Here is a 21,249-nt window from a genome sequence, read left to right on the forward strand (position 1 = left end):
CCTGACCCTAAACCGCGATCCACCGTCCCGCCATGGGAAACGACGCCGGGTATTCCCCGGCGCGCATGGCCTTTTGTTGTTTTCGAAAGGGAGAGACATGGCCGAAGAGCCCTCCATCGATCCGTTCATTCTCGCCGTCCGCTGCGCCCAGCGCGACCTGATCAAAAGGGCAGGGGGGATCGAGCGCGTTGCGCTGATTACCAACCGCTCGACCAGCTCGGTCGGCCGCTGGAACGGCAAGCACGATACCGACATCATGCCGATCCCGGTGGCGCGGATCCTGGAAGAGGATACCGACGCGCCGCTGGTGACCGAGGCCATGGCTGCGGCTTCTGGCCGGCGGCTGAGCGAACCGGATGAGCGCAGCAGGACGGCGCTGTCGCTAATCCAGTGCATGGCCGGCGATCAGGCAAGTGAAAGCGAACTGATAAGCACGATCCTCGAAGCGCTGGCAGACGGGCATGTGACGCCTGCGGAAGCGCATCAATGCCTGCAGAAACTCTCCGACAAGGAATTGAGCGAGGACCGCCTGAAACGCTGCCTGATCGGCGCGATTGCCGGCGGCGGTCTTTCGGTGCCCGGCGGGAGGAACGGACGATGAAAGGCGCATTTCCCTTTGCCGAAGCGCCATCGCACCGGGTGATGCCCGGCGAGATCCGGCCCCGGCCATGGCAGCCGGAAGAAGATTGCCGCCCCGCTCAGGCAGAAACGCCGGCAATGACCCCGCCGCGCGACCTCACCGAGGAGGAACTGGACGCACTCTGCATGGAAGCGATCGAGGCTGCGACCGACTGGCGGCGGCTGGAGTCGTTTGCAGCCGGCGGCATCAAGCCGGTCCGGAACTGATCGTCCTTCCGCTCCGGTGTCCCGCCCTTAGTCACGGGCGGGCATCCCGAACGGAAAGGAGAGGCCTTGTGAAGCACTGGGACCGTCAGGAGATAGAGGCGATGGCCGCGATGCGCCGGGATGGCAAGGCGCTGACGGCGATTGCCGAGGCGTGGGGCGTGTCGCGCATGGTGGTTGCCGGCATTGCCCGCCGCAATCCGGATCTGTTTCCCGTGACGTAACGCGTTACGGTGCGGCACAAAAAGACACTTCCCCCCCCAACAGGAAAATTCCCCCCTTAAAGAAAAGGCCCCTAAAGGGGCCCAAAAGAAAAATCCCCCCGTCGAGACGGAGACGGGTCTGTTTGCAGCAGAACCGGATACCGGTCCCAACCCTGACCTTGGGCCAGACCTCGGAGCAGAACCGGGACGGGAGCCGGGGACCGACAGGCCGTCATCCGCCGGGAGCGGGGCAGTAACCGAAGCCGCCGGCACAGTCGGCACCCGGGCTCGTCGACGCGGTGGTGACATCACCGGGCTGACGGCGGAGTTCGATGCCCATGTCTGGCCGCTCTACCCGCAGAAGGTGGCCCGCAAGACGGCGCTGAAGGCATGGGCGTCGGCAAGGCAGCGGGCGGACCTCGACACGATCATGGACGGGCTGAGGCGCTACGTCGCCAAGCGTGACGACCGGCCATGGTGCAATCTCTCGACATGGCTCAACCAGGACCGCTGGACCGACAGGCCGGCCGCGTCCCCACCATCGCAGGCCAGATCGCCGCCACGGCCTTCAGGCACATCTCGCTCCGAACAGATCCGGGAACACAACAGGCGGGTGCAGGCATCCCTCGACAAACGCATGAGGCACGACAATGGCAACAGTGACGACATTGGCAACCGGGAGACGGACGTCATCGACGTCGACGTCGACATCGGCAGATCAGACTGGACAGCGCATGGCAGCCCACGAAGCGGCCCTTGAACCGGCAGGCGAGCATCGCTCGGATCTGATGCTGTCCTCGCTGATGCAGTGCGGCTTCACGGTGCCCGACAGCATCGACCCGGAGATGGCCGCGGAGCTTTATGCCAGCGTGCTGCGCGACAAGCCGGTCGCGGCCATGCGTCGGGTGTTCACAAACCTCAGGCTTGGCCGCTATGAGCGCTTCCGCTCGTTCCTGCCGAAGCCGGCCGAGCTCTCCGCCCTGATCGATGATGCCGCCCGCCATGACCGGGAGATGCTGCGGATCGAACGCGAACGGCTGAAGGGCATCGAAGAGCGCCGGCGGCTTTCGAGACCCATCTCGCCGGAAGAACGGCAGCGCCGCCGGGAGAAGGTCGCAGCCGCCAGGGCATTGATGGCGCAAGCCGCCGCAAAGCGGGCAATGCCAACCACGGGAGAGCGCGATGACCACTGAGAGCGAAGACCGCAGGACGGTGCGAAAGTCCTTCCTGAAGTTCTACCGGCAATGGTCGACCTTCGGCGATGACAGCGACGAACGGGCCTTTGCCGAATGGCAGGCGATGACCACGGAAGACCGGGAGAAGGCCTCCACCCTGCTGCCGGCCTTCCTCACCCTTGCTGCGCTGAAGGGCAGGGCGGTGAAGTTTGCCGCCAGCACCTATCTGAGGGACAAGCGCTGGCAGGATGTGCCGGACGGCATGGAAGCCCCGGCAACCGGCCCGGCCATTGCCGCGACCTTCGGCAAGGCGTGGATGGCAGAACGCTTCATCCGGCTTGGCGAGCCTGCCATGAAGCTGCCGCCGCTGACGCGGTTCCAGGAGCATGAGATTGCCGCAGGCCGGCAGGACCGCAGCTCACTCCAGCACGAGCGGATGCAGAAGATGGGCTGGCCGTCGGTGAACGCCATGCACGAGCAGGCGCTGCACCATCCGGGCAGGGGGGTGCGGGTGACGGCGGAGACGGTGCTTGCCGGTGCGGACTTCGAACAGGTGCGTGTCGGTAGCGATCTGTGGCTCGCCTGGCAGGCCGAACATGACGCCCGGTGCTTTCCGTGGCTTCCGGATCCCGGGCGGGCGCAATGGATCTACTTCCCGCCGGGCGGAACGCCGGCAGCGGCACTGACGGGTTTCTTCGGGAAAATACAGCGGATCCGGCAGGGCGAGGCGGCAGCACGATGATGGTGGCAATGATGACGACTGGGATGACGGCAGACGCAGGGGCAGCGGCAAGGGACAGGCTCGAAGCGGAACTGGGCGAACGCAGTCTGCGCAGGATGCACCGCGACGACACGATCCGGCGCATCCGGCAGGACGAAGATGGCGCGCTTGCCGCCAACACCGCAAGCGAGACGGCATGCTGGTATGTGGCAGCGGTTCATCCGGGTCACGAGCAGGCAACCGAGGCAGCGCTGAAGGCGATCGGAGCCGAGGCTCTGGTGCCGATGCGCCAGGGCAAGCGGCGCAGACGTCGCGGCAGGCTGCTGCCGCCGCAGGACGAGGTGCTGATGACCGGTTATGTCCTCGTCCGCTTCGTCAGCACGGCGAAGGCGCTGAGGGGATTGCTCAGGCAGGAGCATGTGACGGCAACCCGAAATGATGGAGAAGATGCCGAGGGGAATGTGGGAGGTCGCCTTGGTGATGTCGTAGATCTCGCCGACATTTTGATGAACGTAACGGGTGTTCCGGTCTGTCGCCAGCGTGTAGCGCCCGCCGTCGAAGGTCGATTCAACGTAGAGGAGCGGATAGATACTGGCCCCGATACTGGCAATGTTGGCCGCATAGTTGCTGCGCATCGCCGTATCTATGTCTTTGAAATACTGGAACGCCTGGCGTTTTTGGTCACCGGCGAACGCGGCGTAGCCTTCAGGGGTATGCGGATAACCGTTGGCTGGATCGAGTGGCATGCGTCATTCTCCTCTTGCTGGTTTCAGGGTATAGTTTTCCTGTCGCGGCCGAGCTTTTGTCGGCCACGTTGGGCATTTCAGGCCATGAGCGTTCAGGTCACGGCGAGGTCCTGCTTGCGGGTGGCCCAGCCGCAGACGCGCTTCTCGATCACGGCGAAGACCGCGTAGAGAAGGATGCCGAGGACGGCGAGGGCGAACAGGCCGGCGAAGGCGAGGGGAACGTCGAAGCTTGCCGTCGCCATCATCATCACCGTGCCGATGCCGCGATTGGCGGCGACCGTTTCCGACAGCACCGTCCCGACGAAGGCCAGCGTCACCGCCACCTTCAGCGAGGCGAAGAAATAGGGCATGGTTCTGGGCAGGCTGACATTGCGCAGGACCTGGTAGCGCGTTGCGCCGAGCGCCTTCAGCACGTCCTCCATCTCCGGCTCGGTGGTGGCGAGCCCGGTAGCAACATTGACGACGATCGGAAAGATGCAGGTGGTGAGTGCGGTCAGCACGGCCGGCAGCGTGCCGGAGCCGAACCAGAGCACGAAGATCGGCACGACGGCGACCTTGGGGATCGAGGAAAAGCCGACAAGCAGCGGATAGGCGACGTTATAGGCCGTGCGCGACATGCCGACGATGGCGCCGAGGGCGACGCCGATCACCATGCCGAAGAAAAAACCGACGAGGGTCGTCAGCAGGGTCTGCAGGATATGCGGCCACAGCGCCGGCATGTTGACGATCAGGGTCGAGATGATTGCCGATGGCTTCGGCAGCACGATCGGACTGACCTCAAAGACCACGCAGGCGACCTGCCAGAAGACGAAGAGCAGCACGATGAAGCTTGCCGATTTCAGATGCTCGATGGTGGTTCGGGAGAGCTTCATGCCGTGACCTCCTGCTGTTTCAGGCGAGCCTCGAAGATCAGGCGGCGCAATTCGTTGGTGAGCTCGGCGAAGGCGGGCTCGAAGGTGGTTTCGAGCGTGCGCGGACGGGAAAAGCCAACCGCGCGGTCCTCTGTCACCCGGCCGGGCCGGGCGCTCATAACCAGGATGCGGCTTGCGAGAAAGGCGGCCTCGCGCAGATCGTGGGTGACGAAGAAGACGGTCGGTCTGGTTTCGATCCAGAGGTCCTGAAGCACGGCCCAGAGTTCCTCGCGGGTGAACTGGTCGAGTGCGCCGAACGGTTCATCGAGCATCAGCAAAGCCGGCTCGTGGATGAGCGCGCGGCAGAGATTGGCACGCTGGAGCATGCCGCCGGAAAGCTCCCAGGGCCGGCGATCGCCGAAGCCGGAAAGCCCGACGCGGACGAGAAGCGCCTCCGCACGATCCCGGAACACGGTTTTCCTGTCCCGGCCGAACGTATCGGCGAAGGGTTTGACGATCTTCAGCGGCAGCATGATGTTTTCGCGAATCGTCAGCCATGGCAGCATGGTCGGATTCTGAAAGGCCATGCCGATGCCTATCTTCTCGGCGCCGACCTCGCGGCCGGCAACGAAGACATTGCCTTCGCTCGGCTTCAGCAGGCCCGCCACCAGTTTCAGAATGGTCGACTTGCCGCAGCCGGATGGTCCCACCATGGCGACGAAATCGCCGGGATGAACGGTCAGGTTGGTCTGGTCGAGCGCCAGGAAGGCATCATCGCCCTTGCCGAAGCGGACCCGCACATTCTCCAGCTGGGCGATCCTGGTTGCCGGTTCGTGGCTCGCCATCGTCATTGCTCGTCCTCCTCAGCGAGCAGTTTTTCGAAAGCGGCAACACCGGCCTTGGCAATCTCGACGTCCTGATCGCCTGTACCGGACCCGACGCCGATCGCGCCGACGATGATGCCGTCGACAATGAGCGGCAGGCCGCCGGGAAGATTGGTCATCCGTCCCGATGTCGCTTCGGCGAGTGGCAGTGCCTTTTCCTCCGGCAGGCTGCCGGTCGGAAGGCCAGTCGAAGCGGCGGTCATCGCCTTGCGCGTGGCGCTTTCGATCGAAAGCACGCGCGATCCATCCATGCGGGCGAAGGCGATCAGATTGGTGCCCTCGTCGACGATCGCGATGCATTGCGGAATCCCGAGCGTCTCTGCCGCATTAACAGCGGCGTCGAGAATGCTGAGCGCGCCGCGATGGGTGAGCCGGGGAGCGGAACGAAGCGTAGGCATGGGCGGAAGGTCTCCGGAAAATGGTTCAGACATGGCGCACATAGCCGCCATCGACGCGGACGACGCTGCCGGTGACGTAGGAGGCCGGCGAGGAACAGAGGAAGGCGGCCATGGCGGCGATCTCCTCCGGCGCGCCGTAGCGGCCCATGGGAATCTGGGCGAAGGATCGCTCGCGCACGGTCTCGACGGTAACGCTCTCGCGCGCGGCGGTTGCCTCATCGGTGATGGCGACCCGCTCGGTCGCGACCCGTCCCGGCATCAGCACATTGACGGTGACGCCGTCCTTTGCCACTTCCGGGGCCAGCGATTTCGACCACGCGATCAGCCCGGCGCGAAGCGTGTTGGAAATGCCGAGCACCGGGATCGGCTGCACGGCGCCGGTGCTGACGACGGTCAGAACCCGGCCCCAGCCGCTCTGGCGCATAGCCGGCAGGAAAAGATCGGTGAGGCCGATCACGGAAAGTGACATGGCGCGAAAGCTGTCTTCCCAGTCGGCGAGGTCGCGGCCGATCGCGCTGCCATAGGGTGGGCCGCCGGTATTGTTGACCAGAATGTCGACCGGTCCGACGCGCTCGGCGAAGTCCGGGAGCGTTCCGGTTTCTGCCAGATCGACGACGTGAGTTTCGGCTCCGCCGATCTCAGCCGCCGCCGCTGCAAGCGCGGTCTCATCGCGCGCCGCGATGGCTAGCTTCACGCCTTCGCCGGCGAGTGCCTTCGCGATCGCGAGCCCCATGCCGCGATTGCCGCCAAGAACCAGCGCGCGTTTTCCGGCAATCTTCAGATCCATGATCTGATCTCCCTTGTTTTCCAGGTGGACGAGGTCTCCTGGGTGAGAAAGCATCCGCGTCCCGGCCGGGCAAGCAGTTGTCCTTGGTCGACAATGACCTCCCCACGGGAAAGGACAGTGACCGGCCAGCCTTGAATCTCCAGCCCTTCGAAAGGCGTGTAGTCGACATTGTGATGCAACATGCCGTTCTCGATCGTGACCCGCTTTTCCGGGTCCCACAAGGCGATGTCGGCATCGGCGCCGATGGCGATCGTGCCCTTGCGGGGCGCGAGGCCATAGAGCTTTGCATTGTTGGTCGCCGTTAGCGCGACGAAGCGGGACAGATCGATGCGTCCCTTCATCACGCCTTCGCTGAACAGGATCGGCATCCGTGTTTCGAGGCCCGGAATCCCGTTGGCCACGGCGCGGAACGAAGGAGCCGGACCGGCCTTCAGCTTGCCCTCGGCATCGAAGCGGTAGGGCGCATGATCCGAATTGAAGATATCGACAGTGCCGTCCTCAATTCCCTGCCATAGGGCCGCCTGGGCGGCGGTGTCGCGCGGGGGCGGGCTGCACATCACCTTGGCGCCCAGCATGTCCGGCATGTCGAGGTCCTGCTCGGTCAGTAGAAGATATTGCGGGCAGGTTTCGGCGATCACCACATGGCCGCGCTCGCGGGCGCGGCGGATCTCGGTCAGGGGATCGCCGCCGGTGACATGGACGATGACGAGCGGCACGCCGGCGATCTCGGCAAGGGTGACAGCGCGATGGGTCGCCTCGCGCTCGACCGGCAGGGGCCGCGAATGGGCGTGCGCCACCGGGCTCGTGCGACCGGCCCGTTCCAGCCGGTCGGCAAGCCAGCCGATGATCTCGTGGTTTTCGGCGTGAATGAGCACGATCGCCTTTTCCCGCCGCGCCGTCTCGAACACATCGAGGATCTGGCGGTCGCTGAGTTGCATCGCCTCATAGGTCATATAGACCTTGAGGCTGGTATGGCCGCGCCGGATGAGCGCTGGCAGTTCCTGGCCGAGCACCGCGGGCGTCGGATCGCTGACGATCAGGTGAAAGCCATAATCGGTCACGGATTGCCCTTCGGCGCGGGCATGGTAGTCGGCAACGGCGGCGGTGAGCGACTGGCCGCGATGCTGGACGCAGAACGGAACGATCGTCGTCGTGCCGCCGAAAGCCGCCGAAATGCTGCCGGAACGGAAACCGTCAGCCATGCGAGCGCCCTTTGAGGCAAGGCCGGGGACCTGTGGCTGGTCGAGATGGCAATGCGTATCCAGACCTCCGGGAAGCACGAGCTTCCCGGAGGCATCAATCACCCGGTCACCATCGGGAATACGATCCGCGATGGCGACGATACGTTCGTCCCGGATGCCGATATCGGCTTTGAACACATCCGACGCGGTTGCGACTGTGCCGTGACGGATGACGAGGTCAAAGGTCATGCAGGCAGCTTCCTGACGCTTTCGGCGGGCAGGAAGGACGGGTCGAAGACATCGGCCGGGGCAGGGACGTCCGGAAGACCGAATCCCGTGGCGACCGCCTCCATGCTTTTGGCAAGGCGTGCGTCATCGACGGCGCCGAGGCCGTTGGCTTTCGATTCCGGCGTCGTCATCTGGTTCTTGATCAGCCAGAGAAGCTTCTGCTCCTCCAGATCGGCGTTGATCAGCGGCGCCTTGGCCTTGAGCGCGGCGATGGCGGCCTTGGGATCGGCTGCTGCCGCCTGCCAGCCACGGGCACTTGCCTCGACAAAGGCCTTTGCCGCTTCCGGATTGCCGGTACGGAAGGCATCCGAAAGGATGAAGCCGTTGCCATAGAGATCGAGCCCGACCTCGGAATAATAGAGGAACTTGATGTCTTCAGGCGCGATCCCGGCCTTTATCAGGCCGAAATACATCGTCGAATCGAATCCCAGAATGGCGTCGACATCACCGCCGGCCAGCACTGCCTCACGTAGTTGAAGACCGACCATGTTCCATTTGATCGTTGCTGGATCGATTTCGGCATATTTGGCATAAGCTCCAAACAGCCGGTAGGCTCCATCCGGAGCTGCCGCGCCGATGGTCTTTCCCTGCAGGTCCGCAGGCTTTTCGATACCGGATTTCGTCAGCGTTCCGACACAGAGCGGGCTGCGGAAATAGACCATGTAGACATCGCGGATCGCGGCACCCGCATTCTTGGCGTTGAATTCCGCCATCGAGTTGATGTCGGCAATGCCGCCGTCATAGACGCCCGAACCGACGCGCGAGACGGCCTCGCCGGAACCGCCGCCGGCATCGAACTGGCAGGAAAGGCCGGCTTCCTTGTACCAGCCATTCTGCTCAGCCAGGAAAAAGGCGGCGTTCGAACCGTCAAACGGTGCGGCGAACGAGAATTTTACCGTGGTCTCGGCCGCAGCACCCCCGGCCTTCAGGATGAAAGGTGCCGCGAGACTGGCTCCGACGAAGGCCCGGCGTGAAAATTTCAGTCCTGTCATTTGTTTCCCCTTTTTGATGGACTTGACAGAAATGGTCTTGCAAGCGGTGTGCCAGACTGTAAACATAAATAAAAACAACAATGCGGACAAAATTGTGCACAATATCGTGCACCAAAGAGTGCAGAGGACGTCCACAAATGAAGCAGCCTGGCAAGCTCGTCGGCGTGATGAATGACCGGAACCGGCCGAGGGTGGAGACGGTTGAGGATGCCTATGAGCACCTTTTCTCGGCCATCGTCGACCAGCGGCTTCTGCCCGGGACAAAGCTGACGGAGCTGGCGCTGGTCGAGGCGCTGGGTGTCGGCCGACGCACCATTGCCACGGCGCTTCAGCGACTGACCTGGGAGAAGCTTGTGATTTTCCTGCCGAAGCGGGGTGCCTTCGTTGCCGCCCCTGACGCGGACGAGGCACGCGCCGTGTTTGCCGCGCGCATCGCCATCGAGGCGGGCACCACCGAGGCGGTGGCGCGCGCGGCCGATCCAAGGGCGATCGAACGGCTGCAAGAAAATATCGAACAGGAGCACAAGCTCCGCGAACAGGGCCACATGCGCGAGGCCATCCACCTTTCAGGCGGCTTCCACGTCTTGATGGCTGAACTCTCGGGAAATCCGATCCTGGCCGAACAGGTTCACCTCCTCGTGGCGCGCACCAGCCTGATCGTCAATCTGTTCGACAACCAGATCGGGCTTGCCGGCTGGCATGATCATCATGATGAACTGATCAACCATTGCGCTAAGGGCGAGGTCGACGAGGCCGTGGCGCTGATGCGAGAGCACATCGCCGAACTGCAGGATGCCCTCATCCTCGACCGCCGCCGCCCGGTCGCCTTCGATATGCTGGGCGTGTTCGGCCGGTAAGCGGTTTCTGAAACACGACTTCGAAATCACTTTCCAGACTTGCCGCCATTCTGTCTGACCTGGAGGCATACTCCTCGTATTGCAAACGCTCGGCGGCAGTCAGGAGCTTCGGGTTGACGGTTGCTGTGTCAATCACCATGCGGATCTGTCACATCGATTTGCCAACGGCGCCCGGAAAGGCGTGGTGGCGTTCTCCAACAGATGCCAACGGTCGGCAACCTGATCGGCGTGTGGCAGGGCTTGTGCGGCAGCCTGCGCATATCCGCCACCGCGGTCTGGTGCGACGATCTCGATTCGGGGCTGTTTAACGAGCCGAGCCTTGGCGGGTGCCGGTTCTCGGCTTGGGGCAGCTTCAAGCTGTCGAATGACAAGGCTTTTGCCGAGAAGCTATATGATGTCGTCGGACTGTGAGGGCGAAGTCGAGTGGCATTGCTACCTGACCACACAATCCCGTGCACTGAGTGCCTGCCTTCAAAGATCACTTTCATGCTGGTTAAGATTCATTTTCTCGCTGCAATCGAGTTACCATTGATACCCGCACAGGAGGCGAATACCCGGGATTCATGTTGTCGATCAAATATTGAACCAATGGCTCGCGAACTCGCATGTTTCGCTGCCCTTCAGCATTCAGCCCAAAATCGGAACGAATGCCTAGCCTAGCAGTGGGGTCATTGCCGTTGCTTAGGTCTTCGATCAGTATTGTTTGGAAACAATTCCAGTTTTTGTCCTCTTCTGCTCCGATGAACGGTGTTCCTTCGACGCTCAGGGTCGCATCGGTAATTCTGGACAAGACGAAGTCGCGATGCTCGTTTTTCGAATGGTCATATGCGCGGATATGCATACGCCCCGCTATACGCACAATGGCGTGCGGGGATACAATTCTTGTGCCAACACTGCGTCGAGAATGATAGGTGATGCTCAATGGTTTTCGGGAGCGGATGGACCTTGTCACCATCCTCATTAACCAGGCTTCGGGGCTTCGCCGCCCGATCTCCACTTCAAAATAACCCGAGCCTCCGAGATTGTCCCTTAGCCAAAGCTCGATTGCCGGCATTCTAGTAAACACAGGCGTTTCCGGGAGCGCCGCCATTTCAGACAGCACCAGGCGGCCTCCGATAACCCGGTTATTTGTGTCACGAACGAAGGCCTCGCCGACCTGTTCCTCGAAAACCCTGGCAAACTCGCTCTGATGACGCGAAACGGTCGGCTCGGACAGACCGAACACCTCGCCGTAGACCATTTTTTCTGCAGCGCCGAATTCACCTGCATAACGAAGGCAAGCTTCAATCCAGCCAAAGAATAAGTCCTTCTTGTTATCCATTATAGATATTCTTTCATTTCGAAAGATTTAGGACCTGCTGGAAGTTTTTCACGGGATCATGCTGGTTGCAACCAGAAAGGGGATATATCCATGAATAAAAATCAAGAAAACGCCGATGCCCCACCGGCTTCTCAAGCCAAGAAATCAGACGTTCTTTCATTTAAGGTCACCGGTCGCCCCCTTCACTCCGACGGCCTTGTCGCAGAGTTCCGCCTTATGCTCGGCTTTCTCAAGAAGTCATTTTCCGCAGAGATTGCTTTCCGGATCTGCCAGAAGAGTGGGAGTCATATGATAAAGCTCGTCAGCCCGCGCGTTGACGGCGATCATGCTGTTCTTCGTTTTGACGAGACCGGAACGAATAGAATATCTTCAATTCTTCCATCGGTGAATGCTCCGGATATTCCCTTTTGCAAGGTGGTTTTCCGTCCTCTCGAAGTGATTGGTCACCCTACCATGTCGGTGGTCGATCATATCCTGAATCCGTCAGATATGTCCGACGCCGTGCTGGAGGCATTCGCGGAAGTGTTTGGAGCAGATGTTCTCTTGGCAATGCAAGAATCGCTTCTTTCCGAACCGAGTAGCCCGTCTAAGCTCGGTGCGGGCGAGTTCCCCATCATCTTCATCCCGCGTCCGGGCGGTGGAGATTTGCAGGTTACGCCTGTATCGCCCGCTCTGACATTCACCGGCATGAGGGAATTGGGCAGGCGCCGGTTCCAGAAGAGAGATCCGGAAGGTCCACGGATCAATCGGGGGAAATGGATTGACCTGGCAGTCAGTTCAAAACCGCAGAACATCTCCGGGGCTATCGGCGGCCCACGGGTTCGGTTTCTGGCGACGATGCCCGCCGCCATGCACCAGAGCGAGGCGGAACTCTATCGATATGTTCACGGCGGCCGCTTCCCCCGGTGGCACGATCAGGAGGTTTCGGTTTGGGTTCTGCGCTACGCGGATATGCTCGACGCGACCTACAACAATGCGAACACCCGTGCAGCTCTTGACCGCACTGCAGACAGGCTGATCGGGGATGCTGCGGAGTTCCTGCTCGACACACTTGCAGATGCGAGAAGACGTGCCGATGAAGACGGAATTGTCCGTGAGCAACTTCCCGAACCACCGGCGATTCCGGAGTTGTTGATCAGGCGTTACTGGGGCAAGGACCCTAACTATGACCGGGCCCGCATGGCTCTGACCAGTCCGCATTTCGAGGACCGGCTTCGCAAGAGCCGGCTCGCGGAGGAGGTCCACGCATGACCCATATTCATGACCTCTACTTGATCAGGAATATCAGGGCCAGCCGCGTCAACCTCATCATGAACGATTATGCGGCCGGCCTGCCTAGCCCGCTGTCGTTTCTTGGCCTTGGGGATCTTCTGGCCAGGCGCCTGGAGCTTACCCCCTGGAGTGCCCGGGTCATTCCGGTCTTGCATCGGGTTGATGTCTCGGAGGGACGGACAAAACCAGAAATGGAAAACAAGTCAGGCAGTTTCGAGCCCGTCGAGACGATGGAGGACCTGACCGGAACCGTCGAGGTTTCCCTGCTCCTCCACCTGCCCGGATGCGAGAGCGAGAGCAAGCTGCGCGCTCAACTGGCCGGCCGCCGGATCGCCGGAGGGCTGATACAGAACGAAAAAATCGAGGTTCATTCCGTCACCCCGGACGGCTCGGCCTTCGAAAGCCTGCGCCGCGGATATGCGATGATCAGGCCCGAGATTGCGGAGCGACGCTTCATCACCTCAGGGGATCTGACACCGGAGCAACCCGGCCTTGCGCGGATCGCGGAGCTTCTTTTCCCTGCGGATCGCCCGCCGGGTTTCGGCCGGGTCATACCTTCAGCGGTGGGTTACCGCCTGCTCGAAGATCCGGAAACGGTCCCGCAGCGGATCCGTACCCGGAGCAAGGACATCCCACATGTTTATGCGGAACCGGTACTCGGTATTGCCGAACTGATTTCTGTCCGGAACGCCCGCTTGACAGGCCTGACAATGTCCGGCCTGGACGCCCTGTTCTGGTCCTGGGAGGCGCGGGGAAATCTTGTTCTCGGTCACCCGGATTATCACCCCACCCCATCCAATGCCGCGCAGCCCAAGGAGGTTACCACCCATGGCTAAGTCCCCAACTGCCCTGTCGCTTGAGACAGGCATGCTCGCCTTCGCCCGCTCAGTTCAGATCACCGAAGGCCTGTTTTATGCAACGGTCTCGGGCAATCCCGAGACGTTGACCCCGGTCGAGGTCCTTGAAAAAGGAGTGCGTGGCCAGACCTCTCAGGATAACGCCAAAGACAAAGCCGGCCTCAGTAACCCTCAATCAGTTGAATATGCGATTGTCCCGCAGAGGCACGACCGGGTGCTTCTGTCCTTTTCTGTTCGGTTCATGCCGCTGTCGTTGCGCCCACATGCCTGCAATAACACAGGCGTCGGCGCGGCCTACGAACGCTTGGCCTCCGCCTACCGCACTGCCGGCGGTTATCGGACGCTTGCGCTTCTCTATCTGTGGAACATCGCGAATGCCCGTTTCGCATGGCGCAACCGTTTCCAGTCAGATGCAATGTCGGTCCGGGTCGAAACCGGTGACGGGACCGTACTGGTCTTCGACCCGTTCCTGCTGAGTCTGGATATCCCTGCATCTTTCGATGAACTGGCCGCAGCCTTGACCGAGGGTGAACCGGAAAGACTCGACGAACTGATCACGGGCGTTGCGCACGGATTGTCAAACGGAGACCAGAATGCCTTTGTCCTAATGGTCGAATGGCACGCGACGATGGAGCCCGGGCAGGAGATTTTTCCCTCGCAAGAGTACGTCCGCGAAAGCAATAAGGACGAAAAACCGAGTCGGGTCCTTGCTAAACTCCCGACCTTGTATGCCGGCCGTGAGCTGATGCAGGCCTCGATGCATTCCCAGAAAATCGGCGCTGCGCTGCGTCATATCGATATCTGGCATGGCAGTGAGGAACATGAAGGTCCGATCGCGGTCAATCCCTTTGGCGGAGTTCAGGAAACAGGCAATGTTCTCCGCAAGCCTGAAACCAAGAAGAGCTTCTACCATCTTCGCGCAAAGGCAGAGGCGCTCATCACCGGGATTGAGACAGCAAACGGCCCAGATGAAATTTCCGGAGATGCCCATTTCGTCATGGCCAACCTGATCCGGGGCGGCGTTTTCGGTGCCAGCGGCAAGAAAGCGGAGGCGAACGGATGAGTGACTTGAATATTGGACAAGGACGCTGCCTCGGCACTGCTCGCCTTCTGATCCGTCCTGTGCGGGCGGCAATCGAACTGGGCGCGGCTGGCGATGTCCGGAGTGCTGCTCTCGGGGCGGTGCATCACGCAAACCGTCACGGATCGCCGGAAGATTTCATCGCTGTCGCCTTTCCGCTTATGGCGATGGGACGGATAACCATGCTTCCCGGCAATGACCTCGAGCTGATCGGATCGGAAACCTCCCTGGATGCCTTTATGGGGTTGGAGGGCTTCATCACATTGAAGCGTCGCGGAATGATCGAAGCTGCAGAGATCGGCGAGGTCTTCACGCAACCGGGTATGACCGGCGCGGCCTATGTCCGTGATCGAGCCTGCGAGAAGCATACTCCGGGGTGGATCCGGCGTAGCGAGGCCCGTGCCGCGCGGCGTGGAAGGCCTCTCGGGAAAACGGTCAAGTCCCGCGATCATGACCTCAAGGCCCTCGTCGTGAAGCAGGGGGATACTGTTTTGCATGTCCGGCAGATCATCGGAGAGTTCCAAGATGCTCCACTGATGGTCTCGACCTATGGTCTCTCGGCTGCGTCCGCACCGGCAATTCTTCCGGTGTTTCCTGAACTGGCGCGTGAGGCGGATGATGCAGCATAAGGGCGGCCCGCGCCTGCTAGTTACCGATAGGGAGGGCGCGCTCTATCTTGAGCGCGCCCGCATCCATGTAGAGGGCGACCGGATCGTCTATCATATCACAGATGACGAACATCGTCGGGAATACAATATCCCGCATGTGAACCTTGCGGTGCTGTTTATCGGCCAGGGAACGTCGATCTCTCAGAGCGCCATGCGGTTGCTAGGGGAGGAGGGGGTGCATCTGGCGGTGACCGGGAGCGGAGGAACGCCGCTGCATATGGGTGGCCTCACCACCTACAGTTCAACCCGGCATTTCAGGGAAATGCTCCCGATCTACCTTGAACCCGCCAAGTCCCTTCTCGCCGCCAAGGCAGTGATGCGTGACCGGACGACGCGCATGCGTCGTATCGGCGGGACCGGTGCGCAGAAATGGCTTCGGGCCCGCGAAACCGGTGCCCTGAACAAGCTTTGCTCGAGATACGAGACCAGTCTGGATACCTGCGAAGATATAACCCAACTGCTCGGGTTTGAGGGGCAATTTTCCAAGGCCTGCTATGCGGAATTTTCCGGAATTTCTGGTCTTTCAAAGGGGCACACCTTCCGTCGCGAGGCCGGCGTCGGCGAGCCGGATGAAACTAACCCGGACCCGGTCAGACTGGTCAACCGTCTGATCGATCACGGGAATTACCTTTGTTATGGCATGGCCGGGGCAGCCCTTTGGGCTCTCGGCATTCCCCCGCATATGTCGGTCTTCCATGGAAAAACGCGCGCCGGTGGATTGGTTTTCGATTTGGCTGACAGCTTCAAGGACGCAATGGTTTTGCCAATTGCCTTCTCCTTAGCAAAAGAGAAAGATGCAAAGGAAGCCGAAAAGACCTTCCGTGGTCGGTTGATCAACGCCTTTGATGATCGGGAAATCCTTAAGGAAGCGATCGGGACAGTTGAGAGAATGATCGCCGCGGCGACACCCGGCCCGGGGGCGGTCGATGCGTGAGATCATTGCGGTATGCCGATCCGAGAAACAGTCCCGCGATCGTGTTGCCCGCGTTCTGGATCGGTATTTCTGGCGGATCGGGGACCGGACATGGCGTGGCAAGGCTACCAATGCCTGCCTGGACCGGGTCGCCAAGGAACTCCGCAAGCGCGCGACCCGCAATACCGCCGTCGTGCTGCACGAGATCCGCAGCGCATCCGAAAGTAGGAAGCCGATCATCAGGATCGGCGCACGACACGCATTTTCGGATGAGGGCGTGGTTCCGGTTTCCTCTCACCCCGCAGATTTCAGACGGGGCGCTTCCGTCCGGGACGCCACGCGGTCCGGCGCCGCATCGGTAGCGATCGCGGCGCTCTTTCATGACCTGGGGAAGGCGACGGTTCTTTTTCAGAACAAGTTGCGCCGTGCCCTGAAGGGCGGGCAGCCCGAGCAGAACAAGTTGCGCCGCGCCCTGAAGGGCGGGCGGCCCGAGGCGGATGCGGTCCGCCATGAACTCTTTTCCGCGGCGGTCTGGGACGACCTTTTTGGAGAAACTCCTGATGCCGATCTTGCCGACGCCCTGGCGGATATGCAACCGGCGGCGATCGACAAATCTTGCCAGCGCGTTCGCGAGTTACTCAAGCTGGCTCACGCCCATCCCAAAGACGCGTTTGGCTTCCGATTCATTCAGAGGGAGGGCAGTCTTTCCCATCTGATCGGGATGCTGATCCTCACCCACCACCGGCTTCCGTCCGCAGACAGTGACCATGTCACCATTCTCGGGGAACGCCACGTGCGGGCTGAAAGCCCCCTGAACCGCGATCAGGACCTCGCGATCGCTCCCGGCATCCCCTTTTGGCATGAAGCGTGGTGGGGGGCGGCGATCCGCGCGGAGGCTGAGCGACTTCAGCCGGGTGATCAGCCGGCAAGCGGGGACATCGCGCTGCGCGCCTCGCTGATGTTCGCGGATCACTTGGGATCCGCAAAGAGCGCCCGAAGCAATGCCGTTGCGGACCACCTGGCCAACACCAAGACCGAGAAAGGAGATACCGGGCCCGCCGATAGCCTGTCCCGGCATGTCAAGCGGGTATATCGCTATTCGCGGTTCGCGCATGAAATGACGCATGCGCTGCGGGACCGTTTTCCGGCGCTGGATCAATCTGATCTTCCCACCGACATCGCCTTTCCGCCACCCGCTCCCCAATCACGCTTTGCCTGGCAAAACCAGGCCGCGCGCGCCGCGCGGGCAATGTGCGAGAAACGTGAGGGGGGCTTCTTCGCCGCGATCCTTGCGGGAACCGGAACCGGAAAGTCCCGCGGGGCGCCGAAGATCCTGGCCGCCGCCGCGATGGGCGACACGATCCCGCAACGCCGCTATCTGCGCATGAGCCTCGGCCTCGGCCTCAGGGTCCTCGCGACGCAATCCGCAAAAGAATATGTGGCTGACCTTGGCTTTGCGCCCGAGGATATCTCGGTGCTGGTTGGTGATCCGCCGCTGGAATTCGGGGAACCTCCAAGTGAGGAGATATCTGATGAAGCCGTATACGGATCTGAAAGCCTGGTGAAGCTACCCGAGTGGCTCCGGGTCGAGAATGTGGAGGGACCGGTTCCTTTGGAGGGAGATCCACGAGAAGGCCGCTGGCTGAAGGGACTTTCCCTCGATACGGACCGGGGCCTTCCCGCCTTTCTGGATCTTGTTCTCGAGGCAATGGACAAGCGGGCCGAGGCAGGTCAACGCCTTCTTCAGGCCCCGATCATGGTGGGCACGATCGACCATCTGATGGGGGTGGCCGCTCCGGTCAGTTCCCGGTTTCTGCTTCAGTCGCTTCGCGTGATGACCTCGGATCTGATCCTCGACGAGATCGACCAGTTTGACGGCGAGGATCTGGCCGCGATCGCCCGTCTGGTGTTTCAGGCTGGGGCCACAGGGCGGCGGGTGATCATCATGTCCGCCACCCTGACCCCGGATATCGCCGAGGCCCTGCATCAGGCCTATAGCCGTGGCTGGGCGGATCACGCCCGTGCGAGCGGGACAGCTGACCATGTCAACCTTCTTCTGTGCGGGGATACCACGGATTCCATCTTCACCAACGCGGATGATGAGGCCCTTGCGGATATTCTCGCGCGCTGCCGTGCGTCGATTCTTGACGGAATTCGCACAGCGCCCGCGCTGCGCCGCGGCGAAATTCTTCCGCACTGTAGCGGATGGGAGGAACTGGTCGAACAAATCGACCATGGCTGTTCCCGACTGCATGACCTCAATGCGGTTGAAATCGACGGATTTCGGGTCTCCTTCGGTCTGGTCCGGATGACCCGCATAGCCCATAGCGCTGCTTTGGCCGTTCAGATACGATCAGGAAATCTCGGGGGGCGGCTTCGGGTTCTGGTCTGCCTGCATTCCCAACTGCCCCGTCTTCACCGGGGCTATATCGAAGCCCGCCTGAAACGCGCCCTGACACGTAAAGGCACAGACCCCGACACGGGTGTACGCGATCTGTGTCGCACCGAAGGGGTTTTCGAAAGAGCCTCGGATATCGGCGCGCGGGAAATCGAGATTGTCGTCGTTGCGACACCCGTTATCGAGACCGGGAATGATGTGGATTTCGACTGGGCGCTCATAGATCCGATCTCGACCCGATCGATCATTCAGTCGGCCGGTCGTGTACGACGCCACCGCCCTGCGACGGGGGATCGTCCCAATATTCTGATCCTGGGGCGCAGCCCGGTTGCGATGCAGAGCGGTGAACTCTCTAAGCCCGGGGTGGAAACCCCTTCTGCCACGGAAACGCTTGTTTCGCGGGTCGAGCATCTCAAGAATTTCGAGGGCCGGCATTTCATCGATCTTGCCGGCCAGGCTGATTTCAGCATCATCACCGCTGAACCCCTGCTTTCGGACGATATTGTTTTTCCGCTTCGTGAGGCGGAAGCATGGCTGCGCCGACAGATGATCTCGACAGACGAACGGTCGCCGCTCGGGAGCTATCTGTCGCGCCTGAACGCCCGTTTGAACCTGAAAATGACCCAGACGCGCAGGTTTCGCCGGTCCGAAACCCGCGAAATGCTGTTTGTGATGAACGGAGATCATCTGGAAGATGCGGTCTGGCATCTCGATCTTGCTCCCGGGACCAGCGAGTCGCGGCTACGGGTGGCTGATACGCTTCATATCTGCGATCTCCCTGTCGTCTGTCGTCTGTTCGAGGATATGACAATGCGAGGCTGGCTTGAGCTTTCAGGCGGTCTGTCAGAGATGGACGGTGCGGATATCCGAAATCTGATCAAGGTCAGCATTCCGACCTACGGCGATGATCTGAAAACGGTGATGACCTATACTGAGTTTACAGGGTTCACCCGGGGAACGCCGGAGGATCTTTTTAAGGCCTTTGGGAAAGCATAATGAAATCAATAGTTTGAAATTTCATCATGGAAAGATGGTTTGCCTGAAGATAAACAGCTAACGTTTTGAAAACTCTTTTCTTTCATAAAAAAAGAGAGTTCCCCGCCGGATAGGCGGCTGAGAGACTGCAAAGTGTAGACAAAGGACGCGCGCCATAGTTCCCCGCCGGATAGGCGGCTGAGAGAACCGGGACCAGTCGACACTACTTTCCGCGTCTGTTCCCCGCCGGATAGGCGGCTGAGAGAGCATTGGCCGGCGCGGTGGCCGCGACATCCACGTTCCCCGCCGGATAGGCGGCTGAGAGAAGAGAACAGCAAGCCGCGCGGATGGTATTCATGTTCCCCGCCGGATAGGCGGCTGAGAGATCGGAAACCTGAAGGCTTCCGAAGCCAAGATCGTTCCCCGCCGGATAGGCGGCTGAGAGAGACACGGTCTCGTTCGGGCTGGCGCGAAACGCGTTCCCCGCCGGATAGGCGGCTGAGAGAATTCGACGCAGGGTCATCATCTACACGTTGATGTTCCCCGCCGGATAGGCGGCTGAGAGAGTAGACGGCGATGCAGTCGCGCTGCATCGGCCGTTCCCCGCCGGATAGGCGGCTGAGAGAAAGATCGAAGCACTGGAGAAGCAGATCAATGCGTTCCCCGCCGGATAGGCGGCTGAGAGAGGTGGCATTGCCCTGACCGGCCTTATCCAGGTGTTCCCCGCCGGATAGGCGGCTGAGAGAGATCACGATATCCCGGCTGGTATGCGGCGAAGGTTCCCCGCCGGATAGGCGGCTGAGAGAGCTAGCGTCTTCTTTCAAAAGGACAATCGACAGTTCCCCGCCGGATAGGCGGCTGAGAGAATGCCGGCGCGAATTGTCGGAGCATGCAGAGCGTTCCCCGCCGGATAGGCGGCTGAGAGAATAATCGCGGAAGCTGCAAAACCGGATCAGGTGTTCCCCGCCGGATAGGCGGCTGAGAGACTGTCCAGATCTGTCCTGCGCCACGCCCGAAAGTTCCCCGCCGGATAGGCGGCTGAGAGACCCGAACAATTCTCCCGCGCCGCGCTCGAACTGTTCCCCGCCGGATAGGCGGCTGAGAGAAAGAATGGCCCTTTTGATTTCGGCTGCCTTCCGTTCCCCGCCGGATAGGCGGCTGAGAGATTTACGCCGGAGGAACGTAAGGCACTCAAGTCGTTCCCCGCCGGATAGGCGGCTGAGAGATTGTATCAATCCGGCAATATTGACATCGGTCGGTTCCCCGCCGGATAGGCGGCTGAGAGATTTGCCGTCTCCGGCCGGTCGGCTGGATCGGTGTTCCCCGCCGGATAGGCGGCTGAGAGATGTCCCGTCGCTTGTGAGATGTATGTTTTTATGTTCCCCGCCGGATAGGCGGCTGTGAGAGCGTCGACCGCGATCCCTTCGATTCTGAACGCGTTCCCCGCCGGATAGGCGGCTGAGAGATCGACACGGAAATACTGCCCGCTGGATGTTCCGTTCCCCGCCGGATAGGCGGCTGAGAGATATTGCAGGATCGACGAGGACGGCATCACGCTGTTCCCCGCCGGATAGGCGGCTGAGAGATCTGCCGATTTCCGCAAGGAGCTGATCCGCATGTTCCCCGCCGGATAGGCGGCTGAGAGATTTTCGGATGGTCTGGCACTTCCGTCCGGCCTGTTCCCCGCCGGATAGGCGGCTGAGAGAAGTGTAGAGCTGCAGCATATCGCCCGGTCTGGGTTCCCCGCCGGATAGGCGGCTGAGAGAGGCATGGACCTTCACGCCGGCGACAGTGCGGCGTTCCCCGCCGGATAGGCGGCTGAGAGAAGGTAGACGTTG

22 protein-coding genes and 1 CRISPR repeat array (1 of these 23 cut by a window edge) are annotated in these 21,249 nt (G+C 61.2%); of the genes, 14 read left to right on the forward strand and 8 right to left on the reverse strand.

Going from position 1 to position 21,249, the window contains the following annotated elements:
* Window positions 1-97: 97 nt before the first annotated feature.
* From HQ843_RS15775 to HQ843_RS15805, 7 genes are all read left to right on the forward strand, one after another.
* A complete protein-coding gene (locus HQ843_RS15775) occupies window positions 98-601 on the forward strand; it encodes a hypothetical protein (protein WP_180897429.1) in 504 nt (167 codons plus the stop codon).
* Window positions 598-846 (forward strand): hypothetical protein, encoded by a 249-nt coding sequence (locus tag HQ843_RS15780; protein ID WP_180897428.1) that lies wholly within the window; start codon window positions 598-600, stop codon window positions 844-846. Before HQ843_RS15775 ends, HQ843_RS15780 begins: the two co-directional genes overlap by 4 nt.
* A 68-nt stretch (window positions 847-914) precedes the next feature.
* Window positions 915-1,067 carry a hypothetical protein gene (locus HQ843_RS15785; protein WP_180897427.1) on the forward strand — a complete coding sequence of 51 codons (153 nt, stop codon included), beginning with the start codon at window positions 915-917 and terminating at the stop codon, window positions 1,065-1,067.
* Window positions 1,068-1,410: 343 nt separating this feature from the next.
* Entirely contained in the window at window positions 1,411-1,806 is a 396-nt protein-coding gene (locus HQ843_RS15790; protein ID WP_180897426.1) for a hypothetical protein, read from the forward strand.
* Window positions 1,781-2,239, forward strand: a complete 459-nt coding sequence (locus tag HQ843_RS15795) for a hypothetical protein (protein WP_180897425.1) — start codon at window positions 1,781-1,783, stop codon at window positions 2,237-2,239. Before HQ843_RS15790 ends, HQ843_RS15795 begins: the two co-directional genes overlap by 26 nt.
* Window positions 2,229-2,963, forward strand: a complete 735-nt coding sequence (locus tag HQ843_RS15800; protein WP_180897424.1) for a hypothetical protein — start codon at window positions 2,229-2,231, stop codon at window positions 2,961-2,963. The genes HQ843_RS15795 and HQ843_RS15800 overlap by 11 nt, the downstream gene beginning before the upstream one ends.
* An 8-nt stretch (window positions 2,964-2,971) precedes the next feature.
* Complete coding sequence (locus tag HQ843_RS15805; RefSeq protein ID WP_180897423.1) at window positions 2,972-3,856, forward strand: transcription termination/antitermination NusG family protein; 885 nt, start codon at window positions 2,972-2,974, stop codon at window positions 3,854-3,856.
* Here the strand turns inward: HQ843_RS15805 and HQ843_RS15810 are convergent.
* The 6 genes from HQ843_RS15810 to HQ843_RS15835 are packed head-to-tail and all read right to left on the reverse strand — an operon-like array spanning window position 3,781 to window position 9,069.
* Complete coding sequence (locus HQ843_RS15810) at window positions 3,781-4,560, reverse strand: ABC transporter permease (protein ID WP_180897422.1); 780 nt, start codon at window positions 4,558-4,560, stop codon at window positions 3,781-3,783. The two genes, HQ843_RS15805 and HQ843_RS15810, sit on opposite strands and share 76 nt — an antisense overlap.
* A complete protein-coding gene (locus HQ843_RS15815) occupies window positions 4,557-5,390 on the reverse strand; it encodes an ABC transporter ATP-binding protein (protein ID WP_180897421.1) in 834 nt (277 codons plus the stop codon). Before HQ843_RS15815 ends, HQ843_RS15810 begins: the two co-directional genes overlap by 4 nt.
* A complete protein-coding gene (locus HQ843_RS15820) occupies window positions 5,387-5,821 on the reverse strand; it encodes a GlcG/HbpS family heme-binding protein (RefSeq protein WP_180897420.1) in 435 nt (144 codons plus the stop codon). The genes HQ843_RS15815 and HQ843_RS15820 overlap by 4 nt, the downstream gene beginning before the upstream one ends.
* A gap of 25 nt (window positions 5,822-5,846) precedes the next feature.
* Window positions 5,847-6,608 (reverse strand): SDR family oxidoreductase, encoded by a 762-nt coding sequence (locus HQ843_RS15825; RefSeq protein WP_180897419.1) that lies wholly within the window; start codon window positions 6,606-6,608, stop codon window positions 5,847-5,849.
* Entirely contained in the window at window positions 6,599-8,038 is a 1,440-nt protein-coding gene (hydA, locus tag HQ843_RS15830) for a dihydropyrimidinase (protein ID WP_180897418.1), read from the reverse strand. The genes HQ843_RS15825 and hydA overlap by 10 nt, the downstream gene beginning before the upstream one ends.
* Entirely contained in the window at window positions 8,035-9,069 is a 1,035-nt protein-coding gene (locus tag HQ843_RS15835) for an ABC transporter substrate-binding protein (protein WP_180897417.1), read from the reverse strand. The genes hydA and HQ843_RS15835 overlap by 4 nt, the downstream gene beginning before the upstream one ends.
* A 137-nt stretch (window positions 9,070-9,206) precedes the next feature.
* On the opposite strand from HQ843_RS15835, the gene HQ843_RS15840 reads away from it, so the two are divergent.
* Window positions 9,207-9,926 carry a GntR family transcriptional regulator gene (locus tag HQ843_RS15840; RefSeq protein WP_180897416.1) on the forward strand — a complete coding sequence of 240 codons (720 nt, stop codon included), beginning with the start codon at window positions 9,207-9,209 and terminating at the stop codon, window positions 9,924-9,926.
* A 132-nt stretch (window positions 9,927-10,058) separates the two neighbouring features.
* Here HQ843_RS15840 and HQ843_RS30040 read toward each other — a convergent pair whose 3' ends face one another.
* Together HQ843_RS30040 and HQ843_RS15850 are read right to left on the reverse strand one after the other, a co-directional pair.
* Window positions 10,059-10,292 (reverse strand): transposase, encoded by a 234-nt coding sequence (locus HQ843_RS30040; RefSeq protein ID WP_180902168.1) that lies wholly within the window; start codon window positions 10,290-10,292, stop codon window positions 10,059-10,061.
* Window positions 10,293-10,419: 127 nt separating this feature from the next.
* Window positions 10,420-11,247 (reverse strand): WYL domain-containing protein, encoded by an 828-nt coding sequence (locus tag HQ843_RS15850; protein ID WP_180897415.1) that lies wholly within the window; start codon window positions 11,245-11,247, stop codon window positions 10,420-10,422.
* Between the two features lie 90 nt (window positions 11,248-11,337).
* Between HQ843_RS15850 and HQ843_RS15855 the strand changes: the two genes are divergently transcribed.
* The 6 genes from HQ843_RS15855 to HQ843_RS15880 are packed head-to-tail and all read left to right on the forward strand — an operon-like array spanning window position 11,338 to window position 19,432.
* The gene (locus HQ843_RS15855) at window positions 11,338-12,498 is read left to right on the forward strand and encodes a hypothetical protein (RefSeq protein WP_180897414.1); all 1,161 of its coding nucleotides are present in this window, start codon (window positions 11,338-11,340) and stop codon (window positions 12,496-12,498) included.
* Entirely contained in the window at window positions 12,495-13,355 is an 861-nt protein-coding gene (locus tag HQ843_RS15860) for a hypothetical protein (RefSeq protein ID WP_180897413.1), read from the forward strand. The genes HQ843_RS15855 and HQ843_RS15860 overlap by 4 nt, the downstream gene beginning before the upstream one ends.
* Complete coding sequence (gene csy3 / locus HQ843_RS15865; RefSeq protein ID WP_180897412.1) at window positions 13,348-14,439, forward strand: type I-F CRISPR-associated protein Csy3; 1,092 nt, start codon at window positions 13,348-13,350, stop codon at window positions 14,437-14,439. The genes HQ843_RS15860 and csy3 overlap by 8 nt, the downstream gene beginning before the upstream one ends.
* Window positions 14,436-15,086: a hypothetical protein gene (locus HQ843_RS15870; RefSeq protein WP_180897411.1), complete on the forward strand. Its 651-nt coding sequence runs from the start codon at window positions 14,436-14,438 to the stop codon at window positions 15,084-15,086. Before csy3 ends, HQ843_RS15870 begins: the two co-directional genes overlap by 4 nt.
* Window positions 15,073-16,059 (forward strand): type I-F CRISPR-associated endonuclease Cas1f, encoded by a 987-nt coding sequence (cas1f, locus tag HQ843_RS15875; RefSeq protein WP_180897410.1) that lies wholly within the window; start codon window positions 15,073-15,075, stop codon window positions 16,057-16,059. Before HQ843_RS15870 ends, cas1f begins: the two co-directional genes overlap by 14 nt.
* A complete protein-coding gene (locus tag HQ843_RS15880; RefSeq protein WP_371822019.1) occupies window positions 16,052-19,432 on the forward strand; it encodes an HD domain-containing protein in 3,381 nt (1,126 codons plus the stop codon). Before cas1f ends, HQ843_RS15880 begins: the two co-directional genes overlap by 8 nt.
* 97 nt (window positions 19,433-19,529) lie before the next feature.
* A CRISPR array of direct repeats spans window positions 19,530-21,249; the repeat unit is 28 nt; unit sequence GTTCCCCGCCGGATAGGCGGCTGAGAGA (it continues 2,508 nt past the right edge of the window).

The organism is Martelella sp. NC20, from assembly GCF_013459645.1.
GTDB lineage: Bacteria > Pseudomonadota > Alphaproteobacteria > Rhizobiales > Rhizobiaceae > Martelella.